This window comes from Corallococcus sp. CA047B, assembly GCF_003612065.1.
Lineage (GTDB): Bacteria > Myxococcota > Myxococcia > Myxococcales > Myxococcaceae > Corallococcus > Corallococcus praedator.
The window spans coordinates 1-15,321 of sequence record NZ_RAWD01000241.1 but is presented as its reverse complement, the minus strand read 5'-3'; the positions used below and the strand labels follow the sequence as shown (position 1 = coordinate 15,321).

Annotated in this window: 13 protein-coding genes; 8 read left to right on the top strand and 5 right to left on the bottom strand. The window is 69.8% G+C overall.

The window, feature by feature from the left end:
• On the bottom strand, window positions 1-1,942 hold a 1,942-nt coding region (locus D7X74_RS29735), incomplete at its 3' end, for a TIM-barrel domain-containing protein (RefSeq protein ID WP_120536382.1).
• 74 nt (window positions 1,943-2,016) lie between these two features.
• Here D7X74_RS29735 and D7X74_RS29730 point away from each other — a divergent pair.
• The 7 genes from D7X74_RS29730 (at window position 2,017) to D7X74_RS29700 (ending at window position 9,463) form a co-directional block, all read left to right on the top strand.
• Window positions 2,017-2,205: a hypothetical protein gene (locus tag D7X74_RS29730; RefSeq protein ID WP_120536386.1), complete on the top strand. Its 189-nt coding sequence runs from the start codon at window positions 2,017-2,019 to the stop codon at window positions 2,203-2,205.
• A gap of 85 nt (window positions 2,206-2,290) precedes the next feature.
• Complete coding sequence (locus tag D7X74_RS29725) at window positions 2,291-2,800, top strand: hypothetical protein (RefSeq protein ID WP_120536381.1); 510 nt, start codon at window positions 2,291-2,293, stop codon at window positions 2,798-2,800.
• A gap of 125 nt (window positions 2,801-2,925) precedes the next feature.
• Window positions 2,926-4,566, top strand: coding sequence for a GMC family oxidoreductase (locus tag D7X74_RS29720; protein ID WP_120536385.1), 1,641 nt, complete (start codon window positions 2,926-2,928; stop codon window positions 4,564-4,566).
• A 373-nt stretch (window positions 4,567-4,939) separates the two neighbouring features.
• The gene (locus D7X74_RS29715) at window positions 4,940-6,382 is read left to right on the top strand and encodes a sensor histidine kinase (RefSeq protein ID WP_120536384.1); all 1,443 of its coding nucleotides are present in this window, start codon (window positions 4,940-4,942) and stop codon (window positions 6,380-6,382) included.
• Between the two features lie 67 nt (window positions 6,383-6,449).
• The gene (locus D7X74_RS29710) at window positions 6,450-7,118 is read left to right on the top strand and encodes a DUF2378 family protein (RefSeq protein ID WP_120536380.1); all 669 of its coding nucleotides are present in this window, start codon (window positions 6,450-6,452) and stop codon (window positions 7,116-7,118) included.
• A gap of 147 nt (window positions 7,119-7,265) precedes the next feature.
• Window positions 7,266-8,708, top strand: a complete 1,443-nt coding sequence (dgt, locus tag D7X74_RS29705) for a dGTP triphosphohydrolase (protein WP_233602314.1) — start codon at window positions 7,266-7,268, stop codon at window positions 8,706-8,708.
• 80 nt (window positions 8,709-8,788) lie between these two features.
• Window positions 8,789-9,463 (top strand): SOS response-associated peptidase, encoded by a 675-nt coding sequence (locus D7X74_RS29700; RefSeq protein WP_120536379.1) that lies wholly within the window; start codon window positions 8,789-8,791, stop codon window positions 9,461-9,463.
• An 11-nt stretch (window positions 9,464-9,474) separates the two neighbouring features.
• On the opposite strand, the gene D7X74_RS29695 is transcribed toward D7X74_RS29700, so the two are convergent.
• From D7X74_RS29695 to D7X74_RS29680, 4 genes are all read right to left on the bottom strand, one after another.
• Entirely contained in the window at window positions 9,475-10,581 is a 1,107-nt protein-coding gene (locus tag D7X74_RS29695; RefSeq protein ID WP_158620436.1) for a HAMP domain-containing sensor histidine kinase, read from the bottom strand.
• A 71-nt stretch (window positions 10,582-10,652) separates the two neighbouring features.
• Window positions 10,653-11,045 carry a DoxX family protein gene (locus D7X74_RS29690; RefSeq protein WP_120536377.1) on the bottom strand — a complete coding sequence of 131 codons (393 nt, stop codon included), beginning with the start codon at window positions 11,043-11,045 and terminating at the stop codon, window positions 10,653-10,655.
• A 66-nt stretch (window positions 11,046-11,111) separates the two neighbouring features.
• Complete coding sequence (locus tag D7X74_RS29685) at window positions 11,112-13,574, bottom strand: right-handed parallel beta-helix repeat-containing protein (RefSeq protein WP_147446721.1); 2,463 nt, start codon at window positions 13,572-13,574, stop codon at window positions 11,112-11,114.
• Window positions 13,546-13,944, bottom strand: coding sequence for a two-component system response regulator (locus tag D7X74_RS29680; protein ID WP_120536375.1), 399 nt, complete (start codon window positions 13,942-13,944; stop codon window positions 13,546-13,548). Before D7X74_RS29680 ends, D7X74_RS29685 begins: the two co-directional genes overlap by 29 nt.
• A gap of 202 nt (window positions 13,945-14,146) precedes the next feature.
• Here D7X74_RS29680 and D7X74_RS29675 point away from each other — a divergent pair.
• On the top strand, window positions 14,147-15,321 hold a 1,175-nt coding region (locus D7X74_RS29675), incomplete at its 3' end, for a hypothetical protein (RefSeq protein ID WP_120536374.1).

The following is a 15,321-nucleotide window of genomic DNA, read 5'->3' as shown; positions in this document are numbered from 1 at the left end:
ACTCCAGCCACGCCCCCGCCGGCAGCCAGGCCAATCGCTTCGTCTGCCCCGGCCTCACCACTGGCGCCACCATCACGTCCTGTCCGAACAGGAATTGATCGAACGCGCCCGCCGCCTCTGCGTCCCCGGGCGCTTCCATCAACAGCGGCCTCAACGGCGCGAGCCCCGTCTCTGACGCCTCGTGCAGCAGCGTGTACAGCGTAGGCAGCAGCCGATACCGCCGCTCCAGCGCCGCGCGGGCCAGCGCCAGGTACGGCTCCCCGTACCGCCAGGGCTCCTGCGGCGGGGTTCCCTTGCCCGCGTGGTTTCGCATCAGCGGATAGAACGTGCCGGTCTGCATCCAGCGCACCAGCAGCTCGCCGTTCGCCCGGCCCACGAAGCCCGGGATGTCCGTCCCGGTGAAGGCCACCGCCGCCAATCCCATTCCCACCAGCATCGGGATGGAGGTCTCCAACTGCGTCCAGTGGCTGGAGTTGTCCCCCGTCCACACCGCCGCGTAACGCTGGATGCCCGCGCTTCCCGCCCGCGTCAGCAGGAACGGCCGCGCCTCCGGGCGCAGCTCGCGCAGTGCTTCGTACGCCCCCTTCGCCATGCCCAGCGCGTAGACGTTGTGCACCTCCAGGTGCCGCCTGTCCCCGTGTCTCGCGTCGTAGGGCAGCGTGGGGCCCTCCACCTTGCCCACGCCCTCCGCGCGCTGGCTCGTCACCGTGAGGATTCCCAGGTCCGGCTGCACCGCGAAACACGACGGTTCGTTCATGTCGTTCCAGAATCCCGCGATGCCCTGCTCCACGAAGTCGCGGTGCAGCCCGCCCCACCAGCGCTGCACCTCCGGCCGCGTCATGTCCGGGAACACCGCGGGCCGGGGCCAGACCTCGCCCACCAGCACGCCGCCCCGGTCGTAGCGCACCAGGTAGTCGCGCGCCTTCGCCTCCTCGTACGGCGCCCAGCCCGCTTCCTGCTTCAACGCGGGATCCACGATGGGCACCAGCCGCACACCTTCGGCCGCCGCGTCCCGCACCAGCCCGGCGGGATCCGGATAGCGCGCCCCGTCCCAGGTCCAGACCTTGTACCCATCCATGTAATCGATATCGAGATACACGACGTCCAGGGGCAGCCCCCGCTGCCGGTACCCCTGGATGACGCCCCGGATGTCATTGGCGTTCTCGTAGCCCCAGCGGCTCTGCTGCGCGCCCAGGCTCCACAGCGGGGGCAGGGGAGGACAGCCCGTCAGCGCCGCGTAGCCGCGCACCACGTCCGCGATTCCCGGCCCGGAGAACAGGTAGCAATCCAGCTCCGGCCCCCACGACTCCCACGCCACCCGCGACGCGTCCGTCAGCGCCACGTCCACCTCCGAGCGCCATGACTCGTCCAGGTAGAACCCCCACGCCACGCCCTCGCGCAGGCCCACGAAGAAGGGAATGGACTGGTAGAGCGGATCCGTGTCCGGGTGGTGCGGCATCACGTCCGTGTTCCAGAACGTGAAGTGCATCCCCCGCTTGTCCAGCGGCCCCACCTTCTCGCCAAAGCCCAGGTAGCGCTCCTCCGGCGGCGCCCGCAGCGTCAGCCTGGAGCGGTGGCGGCCCATCGGGTACTCGGCGTGCGCCTCACCGGACACGCTCACGCTGCGCGCCAGCTCCCGTCCTGACGCGTCCCGGAAGCTCCACGTCCCCGACTCCACGCCAATCTCCAGCGACACGCCGCCCGCCTTCACGTGCACGCGCTCCGCGTCGCTCCGGATCTCCAGGAGCTGGGGCTTCCCTTGTGTCACCACCGCCCACGAGCGCTTGTCGGGCAGCTCGGGGTGCAGAAAGCCGACCTCGGAGGATACCGGTGCATGCCGCACCCGCAGCACGCCGGGCAGGGGGCTCGTCACCTCCAGGACGGCATGACGTCCCGACAGGCGCAGACGGTGGGGCTCGACGCGGGCTTCATCGACGTGCATGCCTCGCAATCTAGGAAGCACGCCGCGACCCGCACCCCTCTTTCTCCGCCCTCCGTGCGATGCTGTTCACCGCCATGTCGCCCCCCGAGCCCCTGCCCTTTCCGGACAGCCTCTGCCACCGCTGCGCCGCGCCGCCCAAGTACGTCCAGACGCGGACCTCCACGTTCATCCTCTGTCCGCTCCTGCCCCAGAAGTACGCCCCCCAGCCGGTGCGCGCGTGCGCGCTGTTCCGCCCCCGGGCGCCGGGGACGGAGCCCGCATAGCGCCCGTCCGGAGGGCAGGCGGCGGGGCCTGGGCCCACGTTCCACCGGAGGCATCCGTACCTTTGCCCCGGACCCAGGAGGCCCCATGCCCACCCGTCGCAAGGCCAATGCCGCCCCCGCCCGGAGCACCCGTCGCCAGCACACGGCCGCGGCCCCCGCGAAGCGCACCGCCCGCAAGGCTTCCGCGTCCGCCAGCGGGCGCTACAGCGACCCCGCGCTTCGCGAACGCCTCAAGAAGCGCATCATGAAAAGTGACAAGGGCGGACGGCCCGGCCAGTGGAGCGCTCGCAAGGCGCAACTGCTCGCCAGCGAGTACAAGAAGGCCGGCGGTGGCTACTCAGGCTCCCGTGCGAAGGCGCAGCGCCACCTGTCCTCCTGGACGAAGGAGGCGTGGCAGACCCAGGACGGCGGCACCCGCGCCCGCCACGGCCGTACCACCGCGCGCTACCTTCCGAAGGACGCCTGGGCCCACCTGAGCCCGGCCCAGAAGAAGGCCACCGAACGCCGCAAGCGCACGGGCTCCCGCGCGGGCCGGCAGTTCGTCGCCAACACCCCCGCCGCGCGTCGCGCGAGGAAGCAGGCCACGAAGCGCTAGGCCGCGCTTCCATGGCGGCGCACCGGCCCCCCGAGGCCCGCGCGCCACGCCCCACCGGACGGCCCGCGCCGTTGGCATACAGTGCGGACCTCCGGGGTGGAGATACCGCCCCGGTGGAGGACGTCATGGACTGCGACTGGCTCATCATCGGCTCGGGGTTTGGCGGCAGCGTCAGCGCGTTGCGGCTCGTCGAGAAGGGCTACCGCGTCGTCATGCTGGAGAAGGGCCGCCGCCTCCAGGGCCAGGACTTCCCCCAGTCGAACTGGAACCTGAAGCGCTGGTTGTGGATGCCCCAGCTCGGGTGGCGCGGCCTGTTCAAGATGACCTTCTTCCGCCACGTCACCGTGCTGTCCGGCGTCGGCGTGGGCGGCGGCTCGCTCGTCTACGCCAACACGCTGCCCGTGCCGAAGGACGACTTCTTCCAGGCGACCTCCTGGGGCCACCTGGCGCCGTGGAAGCAGGAACTCGCGCCGCACTACGCGACGGCCCGGCGCATGCTGGGCGCCACCGTCAACCCGCTCAACACCTTCCCGGATCAGGTGCTCAAGCAGGTGGGCCAGGACCTGGGCCGCCCCGACTTCCAGCCCACCACCGTGGCCGTCTACTTCGGCGAGCCCGGCGTCACCGTGAAGGACCCGTACTTCAACGGCGAGGGCCCGGAGCGCACCGGCTGCAACGCGTGCGGCGGGTGCATGCTGGGCTGCCGCAACAACGCGAAGAACACGCTCGACAAGAACTACCTCTACTTCGCGGAGAAGCGCGGCCTCACGCTCCACGCAGACACGGAGGTCACCTGGGTGCGCCCCCTGCCTTCCGGTGATGGCTACGAGGTCACCGCGAAGCAGGGCACGGGCTTCTTCAAGAAGACGCGCCGCTTCACCGCGAAGCACGTCGTCTTCGCCGGTGGGGTGCTGGGCACCATGGACCTGCTGCTCAAGCTCAAGGACCGGCCGGACGGACTGCCGAAGCTGTCCCCGCGCGTGGGCGACGGAGTGCGCACCAACTCCGAGGCCCTCATCGGCATCGTCAGCGGGAAGAAGGACCAGGACCTGTCCCGGGGCATCGCCATCGGGTCCATCCTCCACACGGATGAGCACTCGCACCTGGAGCCGGTGCGCTACCCGGCGGGGTCCGGCTTCTTCCGCCTGCTGATGGCGCCCCACGTCCCCGGGGCCTCCGTGGTGACGCGCCTGGCCCGGCTGGTGGGCATCATCGCCCGGCGCCCCGTGCGCTTCCTCCAGGCGATGTTCGTCCCGGACTTCGCGCGCCGCACGATGATCTTGCTCTACATGCGCACCATGGAGGGCCACCTGCGCATGCGCCGCGGCCGCGCCCTGGGCACCGGCTTCCGCACCGGCCTCACCACCGGCCTGCAGGAAGGCCCCGCGCCCACCGTCAACATGCCGGAGGCCTTCGACCTCGCGAAGCGCGTGTCCGACAAGCTGGACGGCTACCCCATGACCATGGTCAGTGAGACGCTCATGGGCATTCCCACCACCGCCCACATCCTGGGCGGAGCGTGCATGGGCGACTCGCCGGCCACTGGTGCCATTGATTCACGCCACCGCTTGTATGGTTATGACGGGCTGTATGTGGTGGACGGCGCCGCCATCTCCGCCAACCCGGGCGTCAATCCCTCGCTCACCATCACCGCCCTGGCCGAGCGCGCCATGAGCTTCATTCCCGCCGCCCGCGAGCTGCCCCGGGGCGACACCGACGCCACGCTCGACGTGCCCGCCCCACAGGCATACTCCGCCCTGCCCTGAAGGGCTGTCAGGCATTGCCCTCCAGGGCTTGCAGGGAGAGGTGCGCGCGCGGGCGACGTGTGCGCGCCGGCCCGGCCAGACGTCTCACATTGCCAGGATGTCGTCGACAGACCTGGACTCCGGTCCCAGATGCCCATTCTCCCTTGAAAGCAGTGTAGAAGTACCGCTCAGGGAAATACGGGTGAAGGGAGAAAGGCCTGCGTCGAGGCCAACCCACACCGCCGGCCAGGGTGGGAACCGGCAGTGTTCATCCGAAACCAATCCTCGTGCCCTCAAGCAGCATGGTTGGTCTTCGGAGTTGCGTGTATTTCGTATTTTACAGGGTTAATCACTTCCACCACCATCTTGGTCGGGTGAAGAGATGTCTTTGCTCATGTCCGCCTCCTCCTCTCATGCCTCGGCGCGTGTCTCGCAATGTCTGGAAGGGCGGGCGGAGGCCCTGTTGGCGCGGCATCTGCGGGACTCGCGCGTGCGGGTGGACGCGCTGTTCACCTGGCTGATGCTGGGCCAGTGGGCGAGCGCCATCCTGGTGGCGGTGTTCTTCTCCCCCTATGGCTGGGAGGGCCGGGTGCGCGGGGTGCACGTGCACGTGCAGACCGCGGTGCTGCTGGGCGCGGCCTTGAGCCTGTTCCCGGTGCTGCTCACCCGGCTGCGCCCGGGCGAGGCGGTGACGCGTCACGTGGTGGCGGTGAACCAGATGCTGTGGTCCGCGCTGCTCATCCACCTGACCGGGGGGCGCATCGAAACGCACTTCCACATCTTCGGTTCGCTGGCGGTGCTGTCCTTCTACCGGGACCCCAAGGTGCTGCTCACCGCGAGCTTCGCCATCGTCGTGGACCACTGCCTCCGGGGCGCGCTGTGGCCGGAGTCCATCTACGGGCAGCTGCACCCGGAGTGGTGGCGCTTCCTGGAGCACGCCTTCTGGGTGGCCGTCATCGACGCGGTGCTCTTCGTCGCGTGCCGGGACGCGGTGCGCGAGCTGCGTGAGAAGGCCAAGCATCAGGCCCACGCGGAACAGACGAGCGAGCGGGAGCTGGCGGCGCGCGCGGGCCAGTTGGACGCCGCCGTGCGGGAGGTGCTCGCCTTCCGCGACCACGCGGACCGGCTGGAGCGGCTGGCATCGCTGGGACAGCTCACCGCCAGCGTCGGCCACGAGCTGCGAAACCCCCTGGCCGCCGCGCGCACCGCGCACGCGTTCGTCCTGCGCCGCATGCTGAAGACGGACGCTGTCACCACCGATCCGCGCATCCCCCGGTTCCTGGACATCATCGACCGGGAGCTCCAGGCGTGCACGGTCATCATCTCCGACCTGCTGGACTACGCGCGGGGACGTCCTCCCAGCTTCATGCCGTGCCCGCTCAAGCCGCTGGTGGAGGAAGCCATCAGCGTGGTGCCGGTGCGGGAGGGCGTGCGCGTGAACAACCAGGTGCCGGACGGGCTGCCGGTGCCGCACCTGGACCGCGAGCAGTTCCGGCAGGTGCTGGTCAACCTCATCCAGAACGCGGTGGAGGCCATCCCTCCGGAGCGCTCGGGAGAGGTGTGTGTCCATGCCGACGCGCTGGGGGACGGCGGCTGGAGCCTGCGCGTGACGGACGACGGGCCGGGCATCCCCGCGCCGCTGTTGGAGCGCATCTTCGAGCCCATGTTCACCACGAAGCTGCGTGGCACCGGCCTGGGGCTCGCCATCGTGAAGACGCTGGTGCAGGGCCATGGGGCCCGCATCCAGGCGGAGAGCGACTTCGGTCACGGCTCCCGCTTCACCGTCCTCTTCCCCGATGCACGCGTGCCGGATGTCGCGGTGCCGGCGCATCCGTAGCGGTCAGCGGGAAGTCCCCTTCAATCAATGTGACGGGCAGCTCCACGTACGTGGTCAGGGAGGTGGCATGCAGGTACAGGTGAAGCCGTCGAGGGAGACCGGTCAGGTGGATGCGGACTGGGCGGTCCGACGCATGGCGGCCACGGAGCGGGACACGGCGCGCGGCATGTTCTTCCTGGGGGTGCTGGAGACGGTGCGCACCGGCATGGGCGATGATGCGGTGATCACCTGTCGGGCCGCCACGGAGGAGCGCCGTTTCGTGGGCTTCTTCAACTACCCGGTGTCCAGCTTCCTGAAGATGGCGCAGGTGGCGTCGCGCGTGCTCGCGCCCCGGTGGGGCGGGGCGGACGAAGCGCTGCGGCAGATGGGGATGCAGGCCACGCGCAGCTTCCTGGAGTCCGCCGTGGGGCGCACCTTCCTGCTCTTGGCCGCGGGGGACACGCGCAAGCTCGTGGCCAACCTGCCCTCCGGCTACCAGATGGCGGTGAGCTACGGGGACCGCTCCGTGGAGTGGAAGGGGGAGTCCGAGGCGCTGTTCATCATGCGGCGCGACTTCATGCCGGCGCCCTACCATGAAGGCGTGCTGCGCGAGGTGCTCGCCATGGTGGGCGCCCGGAACCCGCGCATCCAGGGCCGCAAGCTGGGCCTGCTGGACACCGAGTACCACATCACCTGGGACGCGCCGCTCCCGGTGCGGTCCACGACCTCCACCGCGCCGTGGCGGATGTTCCAGTAGCGCTGCGGCCCACGGTCCGGGGACCGGAAGCCGCCTTCGCGCGCCCCGGCCCTTGTCGAGGAGGGCAGGGCGTCCGGCGCGGGAACTTGCGCGGACGGTGTGGGGGAGCACGATGGGCGGTGCTCTTTCGCACGGTGAGGCCCCTTCGTGAGCAGCAGCAGCGACAGTCAGCAGCGGACGGACCGGTGGCGGCGGTTCCTGTCGGGCACCCGCATCGGCTCGGGGCCTCGGGCCGCGCCCCGGGAAGAGCCCGCGGTGGAGCCGCAGTCGGACGAGCGCACCGACTACAACCGGGACTACGACCGCATCGTCTTCTCCAGCGAGTTCCGCTGCCTGCACGACAAGACGCAGGTGTTCCCGCTGTCGACGAGCGACTACACGCGCACGCGGCTCACGCACAGCATCGAGGCGTCGTGCGTCGGGCGTTCGCTGGGCCACCAGGCCGGACTGAAGCTGCGGGCCCAGGGCGTGGACCTGGTGCCCTCGGACCTGGGCACCATCGTGGCGGCGGCGTGCCTGGCGCACGACATCGGCAATCCGCCCTTCGGACACTCGGGGGAGGATGCCATCCAGCACTGGGTGGAGCAGCGGCTGGCGCCGCCCGGAGAAGGCAAGAAGAGCCCCTTCGCGACGGAGGCCGAGTGGAAGGACCTGCGCGACTTCGAAGGAAACGCGCAGGGCTTCCGCATCCTCAACCGCCTCCAGTCGCGCGAGCGCCGGGGCGGGCTGCGCTACACGGCCGCCACGCTGGGCGCGATGAGCAAGTACCCGCGCCCGTCGGTGCTCCCCGGCTCGCGCCCGAAGGTGAAGGGCCGCGTGTCGGAGAAGAAGTTCGGTTACTTCCAGGACGACCGCGACCTGGCGCTGGAGGCCTACCGCGCCACGGGCCTGCACGAGCGCGAGACGGGCGTCTTCTCCCGTCATCCGCTGGCCTTCCTCGTCGAGGCGGCGGACGACATCTGCTACGCGGTCATCGACCTGGAGGACTCCGCGAAGCTGGGGCTGGTCCCCATGCTGCGCGCCTGTGAGTTCCTGGAGGCCGTGCTGCCGGAGCCCGAACGCCGCAAGCCGCCCCGCCACCTGGAGACGCGCATGGCGCAGGCGCGCGCGGTGGCCATCGGGAAGCTCATCCCGCAGTGTGTCGGGGCCTTCATGGACCAGGTGCACGCGCTGGAGGAGGGCTCGGCGGAGACGTCGCTCACGTCCCTGCGTCCCGACGTGGAGTCGGCGCTGGATGCCATCACCGACTTCACCAGCGAGTTCGGCTACCGCAGCGAGCGCGTGCTCCAGATTGAGAGCGCGGGCTTCAAGACGCTGGGCGGCCTGCTGGACATGTTCGCCACGGCGGTGGTGACGGACGCGCCCAACCGCGAGGAGAAGAAGCTGCGGCAGTTGATGCCGATGGAGTGCTTCCAGCGCCCGGAGTTCGCGGCCGCGGACGAGGAGAAGCCCCCGAAGCGCGACGAGGCCATCCTGCGCCTCACCCCGTACCAGCGCCTGCTGTGCGTGACGGACTACATCTCCGGCCTGTCGGACAGCCGCGCGGTGGAGCTGTTCCAGCGCCTGTCCGGCATCAAGCTGCCCACGTAGTCGGGGCCGGTCCGTCGGCTGCCCACCGGCCGGACGCCATGAACGTGCGAGCCCGGCCTCCGGGCGCTACGCTTGGCGCCATGTGTGGTCGAGTCACCGTCCGGACCTCTCCCGCCCAGCTCGTCGCCGAGCTGGAGCTCGCGGGCGCGCGCGCGACGCTGGAGCGCGAGCGTTTCAACCTGTGTCCCACGCAGTTGTTGCCCGTGGTGCCCAACGACGGCGCGCGGCTGTTGGACGTGTTCCGCTGGGGGCTCATCCCCTCGTGGGCGAAGGATGCGGCCATCGGGAACAAGCTCATCAACGCGCGCGGTGAGACGGTGGCGGAGAAGCCCAGCTTCCGCTCGGCGCTGAAGCGACGCCGGTGCCTGGTGGTGGTGGACGGCTGGTACGAATGGAAGCAGTCCACGAAGCCCAAGACGCCGTACCTCTTCCACCGCCGCGACGGGAAGCCGCTGGCGCTGGCGGGCCTCTGGGAGGAGTGGACGGCGCCGGACACGGGCGAGGTGCTGCGCACGTGCACCATCATCACCACAGGCCCCAACGCGCTGATGGCGCCCATCCACGACCGGATGCCCGTCATCCTGTCGAAGGAGGCGCAGGCCGTGTGGCTGCGCCCGGAGCCGCAGGAGGCCTCGGACCTGCTGCCGCTCCTCGTGCCGGCGCAGGATGCACCGCTGGAGGCCTACGAGGTGGCGCGCGTGGTGAACTCGCCCGCCAACGATGGGCCGGAGTGCGTGGAGCGCGTGGCGGCTTGAAAGCGGTTTCTCTAGGGCGTTGAAGCCGCGGCTGCTGGAATCGTGAACGCGAAGGTGCTGCCCTGGCCGGGCTGACTTTCGGCCCAGATCCGTCCACCGTGGGCTTCGACGATGCCACGGGAGATGTAGAGCCCGAGCCCCAGCCCCCTCCGATCTTCGCGGCGGGCCTGCCAGAACCGCTCGAACACCTGCTCCAACTGGTGGCTCGGGATTCCGGAGCCGGTGTCCGCCACGGAGAAGCGGACGTCCTGGCCCACCGGCTCCACGTGAAGCGAAATCCTGCCGCCTGCCGCCGTGAACTTAAGGGCATTGGACAACAGGTTGGCGAGCACCTGGAGGACGCGCTCATGGTCGAACTTCGCCATCAGCGTGTTCCCTCGGATCTCCACGTCGAGCGAGATTCCCTGCGCGGAGGCCTGGGGCTGGAACGCCTCGACGGATTCCCGCACGAGCGCGGTCGCGTCCTGCAACTCGGGGGCGATCCGGATCCTGCCCGTTTCGATGCTGGCCACATCCACCAGGTCCCCAATCAGCCGGTTCATCCTCGCGGTGAATCGCTGGATCTTCGCGGCGGCCTCGGCCGTCCTCCGGCCCACCTCGTCGTCGGCGGCATTCCGTTTGAGCAGGGCCGACTGCAAGGCGATGCCCCCGAGGAGCGTGCGCAGGTCATGGCTGACCATCCCCATGAATTCATCCCGTGTCGCCAACCCACTGTCGGCATGCGCTCGCTCGACCAGCAGCCGCGTGTCGGTTTCCACTCGCTCCAGGTGAAGGAGGGCGGACAAGGCGCGCATCCGCTCCGCGCGTTCATCCCGCAGCTTCTCATCCGCGGTCTCACGCTCTCCCTGTAAGGCCGTGTCCGCGTCTTCCCGCTCCTGGTTGACGGCCTCGTTCTCCGAGGGCGCCTCACGCTGCTCCATCCGTGCATCCGCGTTGTCTCGGGCCGTGCGCAGGGCCTCATCCGCCTGGCCCCGGGCTTTATTGATGGCGGCATCCGAGTCCTCTTCGATGGCGGCCTGTCCCCTGGCGTACTCGCGGTCAGACTTCTCCCGCTCCTTGCGCAGTCCCTCATCCGTGTGGTCGCGCTCGGGTTTGGGTGGGTGGTTCTTGGTTGTCATGAAGCCGTCCTCATGAAGCGCCATCTGCAAAGATACGGACCACTCCAGAAACGGCCTGCCTGGGTGCCTGCTCAGGCCTTCTTGCGGCGCAGGAGTGCGTCCAGGCTGAACGGACCGCCGCCGATGATGAGCGCCGCGACCATCACCGTCAGGAAGAGCAGCGACAGCTCCATCTTCCCGAACGGATCCGCGCGGTGCCGGAAGAGGGCCACCAGCATGGTGAACCCGGCGAACAGCGCGGCGGGCCGGGTCAGCAGTCCCAGCGCCACCGCGATGCCGCCCAGGAACTCCGCGAGCGCCGCGCACCAGGCGAAGAACATCGGGGCGGGGAAGCCAAGCTTCGCCACCCCTTCGGCGAAGCCGGACATGTCCCCCGTCACCTTGCCCAGGCCATGGCTGAAGGCCAGCGTCAGCCCGAACACCACCCGCACCAGGGTCCAACCCACCGCACCGCGCTCCGTCATGATCCGTGTCCTCCCAGGGATGCTGCTTGATGACGCATCCTGGCACGGGCCCTGTCCGGAGGCGCCCTATTGCGGCGCCCCCGCATGGAACTTGATGCCCTCGTCCGTCCAGCCACCGGCCACGAGTGACGCCCGCTCCGCCTGCGACGTCGTGAAGGTGTGCCGGGACGTGGCCGCGTGCACCAGCCGGTACACCGGCACCCAACAGGGCCCGGATGCGGTGGCCGCGTGGAACCCGATGCCCTCATCCTGCGTGTAGCCGTAGTTGGACTGTGCGCTCTGCTTCTCCGCCGCGTCGATGGTCCAGAAGTGCTCCAGCACCGTCGGGCTGTAGAGCCGGTACACCGGGGACAGCCCCGTCGCGGCGGTGGTGGACGCCAGGAACGCCACGCCCAGGTTGTCCGTGTAGCCCCAGTCGCGCGCCGCGTCCTCGGCCTCCGACAGCATCGTGGTGAAGAGGTGGTCACCCGATGTGGGGTTGCGGCGGTGGTGGACCGGCGCGTTCACGGCGCAGGGCGCGGCCACGGTCTTGTCGCGCCACTCGATGGCGCCGATGCGCGCGGAGGGCTGCGCGGGGGCCGTCCGCGGCCAGTACACCGCCTTGAGCACCTCCGACGGCAGGGCCTGTCCCCGGCCCCAGACGTCCGTGCTCGCGGGGTCCTGGGTGAAGTTCTTTGTCGCGGCGTTGACGAAGAAGGGGTTGCGGGTGCCGCCACCGCGCTCCACGGACTGCGGTTCGCGGCCGGGGTTCGCCGTGCGGAACGCGGTGAGGCTCGCGTACGACGCGGCGGACGTGTTCGCCGCGCGCTGGAAGCGGATCAGCGTCGCGGGCGCGCCGGTGCTGGCGCGGTAGTACGCCTGGAAGTCGTGGGCCTGGAGGATGGCGGGAGCTCCGTACGCCGTCGCGTTCGGATCCTCCACGTTCAACAGGGGCCGGGCCGACAGCGAGCCGGAGAGGATGTTGTTCATCAGCACCACGGCTTCCGCGTTGCAGGTGTTCGCCAGGGGCCCCACCGATGACGGCTCGCAGTGGTCGTAGTTGCCGGCCACCTGCGGGTCGCATCCATTGGCGGTGGTGCACGCCTTGCCGCCCGGCACCGTGTCGCCGGTGAAGCACCGCTTGTCGTCCACGATGCTGATGTTGGCGGAGTAGCTGTCGCTGGACGCGTCGTTGTCCACCGCGGTGTTGTTCCACAACTGCACGTCGCGGGAGCCGAACACGGCGATGCCCGTCCTGCCGTTGTCGTGCACGAGGTTGGACGCGAGGACGCCGTGGTGGGAGACCTCGTAGAAGAGGCCCTTGTCGTCGTTGTAGCGGGCCACGTTGCGCGCCAGCACGAACCAGCGGTTGCCCGGGTCCGTGGCGCCGCAGCCCTGGTCGCACCAGAAGCCGTTCGCGGCGTTGTGCTCGAACAGGTTGTTGAACACCACGCCGTCGCGGATGAAGGTCACCTTCATGCCCGCCTCCACCGTGTTCGCCCACCGGCGCACGTTGTTGTAGGACATGACGTTGTTGTCCACGATGAGCCGCTGCGCGTTGCTCGCCTGCGCGCCCGTCCACCCGTTGTTGACGAGCACGTTGCCCGACAGGCGGATGTCCCGGCCGTGCGCCACGCCCACGCCGTTCGCGGCGTTGTTGGCCACGGTGGAGTTCTCCAGCACCGCGCCGGAGTCCGACTCGCTGTCCCGGTACAGCAGCACCGCGCCCTTGTAGTAGGTGAGCCCGTTGACGGTCCGGCTCCAGTTCACCGTGCACGTCGCGTAGTTCTGCACGTCCAGGCCGGCGAACTTCACCCCCGGCGCGTTCGTCTTCAGCGCCCAGCGCTTGAGCGCCACCTCCACCTCGGTGGGGCTGTCCGCCAGCGTCAGCACGTTCGTCGCGGCGTCGTAGCGGTACTGCCCGCTGGACAGCGCCGCGCCCGGCGCCACCCGCCGCAGCGGAATGCCCGCGCGAGTCACCGCGAACGGCGTCTCCGAACCGTAATCCCGCCCCGCCTGTCCCAGGAGGACCGTATCCGCGCAGTCCGCCTCCACCGGCGTCGGATCAAACCCGGTGAGTGTCTGGGTATACGGCCCGCTGCCGCTGAACCCCGTCACCGCCACGCTGCCCCGGAGCGACACGACGTCGCTCTTGTAGCGCTGCACCGTGACGTGGGCGCGGCTCACGGTGAGCTCCCCCTCGCGGTAGGTGCCCGCCTTGAGCACCACCGTCCAGGTCGTCGCATCCGCGGGCTTCGCGTTGACGACCTGGAGCGCGCGGCCCAGCGTCTGGTACGGCTGCGCTTCCGTGCCCGAGCCGGTGGCGTCGTTGCCGCCCGGCGCTACAAAGACGGCATTCGCGGTCGGTGGCTCATAGTAGGCCGTGGGCAGGGGCGGCCGTGAATACACGTGCGCCACCAGCCCCTGGCCCGCCGTGGCGAGGTCTTCTGCCGGCGTCTCATCCTCCGGAAGCGTGAAGCACGCGGGTAGCAACGACAGGACGCAGAGGAACGTCAGGGTTCTAGGTTTTTCGGGAATTCTCGTCTTCATCGGGAGGCGGACAATACGGTGCTACGGCCTCCAGCAATATCTCCATGTGCAGGGGTTTCTGGAGGAGCCCGACGGCGCCGTCCATCAGCTCCGTCTGGAAGCTGGCGGTGAGCACGAAGACGGGCAGTCCGCAGAGGGTCGCATCATCGTGCAGCCGTCGGAGGAAGCCGTAGCCGTCCATCACCGGCATCATCAAATCCAGCAGGACGATGCAGGGCTTGCGACAGGAGGCGAGGGCCAGCAACCCCTCCTCGCCGTTGCTCGCTGTCAGGACGGAATAGCCTTCGAGTTCGAGGTAGCGGGCCAGCACTTCCAGCTCCGGCTCGTCGTCGATGATGAGAATGAGGGGCGTGGCGTTCGCGTGGGGCACGACTCTCTCTTCCGTGGGGTCAGATGAAAGCTAGGTCGCCCGACCGCCGCACCGCCCAGGGCCGGCTGTCCATTCCGGGCGGTCCGCAAGGAGCACGAGGGGGAGGGCAGGGGGCTGTCTGGCCGTCTGCCTTGAAACAGTGGCGCGGAGGCGCGGGCCACTTCCTGGCTGCCCCCGGTATAGCCCCCCTAGAATTCCCGGGATGACGTCCTCAAGCAGGGCTCCCCGGTTCCGCGCGCTGCGCATCGTGGGAGCGTGTGTCGCGGTGTTCCTGGGGTTGGCGGGCCTTGCCCTCGTGGGCGCGGACCATTGGTTCCGGAGCCAGTCCGAACCCGCGCTGGCGCGTCAGCGTGAAGAGCTGACGGCGAACGTGGACGACTACTGCGCGCAGGAGGCGGCGCTGGGCGTGGATCCCTGGTTCCACGAAGCGCGCACGGAGGGCGACGCGGGCCCCCTGCTCAACGCGTGGCTGCCCTGGCCCCCCGGGCACGCGGACGTGCCTCCGGGTTCGCCGCTCGCCCTCCCCCAGTCCCTGCGGGAGGACGCCGTGGACCTGAAGCAGGGCCGGTGGCTCACCGCGGACATCGACGTGTCCCGGCTGGACTTCGGGTGGATGGCCCGGCTCCTGGCCTATGACCGGTGGGACCTGCTCCAGGACAGCCCGCTGGGCGCGAAGCCGCGCATCAACTGGGCCTCCGGGGACATGCCCGACTACATCCTCCTCACCCGCTGGGCGAAGCTCCGGCTGCGGCATGGCCTGACGACGGGCCACCCCGTGGAAGCCGCGCAGCAGGTGCGCCACCTCGCGTGGTTGAGCCTGAGCACGGAGACGGCCCTGGGCGGTGTCATCGCCGCCAACCTGCTCGGGTTCGAGCGCATGGCCCATGACTCGCTGGCCTCGCCCCCGGCCGGCTGGACGCCCATGTCCGCCGAGCAGACGGACCGCCTGTCCGCCCTGGCGATGACGGGCCTGCTCTTCTCCTCGCTGGCCTCGCCCCCGGACGTGGCCCGCCGGGCGCGCCGCTGCGCGACCGCGACCAGCCGCTGCCTTGCCCTGACGGAAGCGGCCTTCTTCGCCAGCATGCTGGAGCCCTTCGCGAAGCAGCCCTTCGCGGACGCCTACTCCGCGCTCGACCAGGACCTGGCGCAGCTTGCCTGTCCCACCGCCACCGCACGCGCGGTGCGGGCCCGGGGGCTGAACGTGCTGGACGCGGACTCCGGGATGATGACCGCCGAGCAGGCCCTGTGGATCCAACGCGCTCCCGGACACTGGCTGACCTCCCGCATCGCCAGCGTCGTCGTCGCCATGCCGGTGGGGAATCTCCAGCCCCTGCGCGACTTCCACATGAAATACCCGCCCACCCCGCAGGCCGAGCA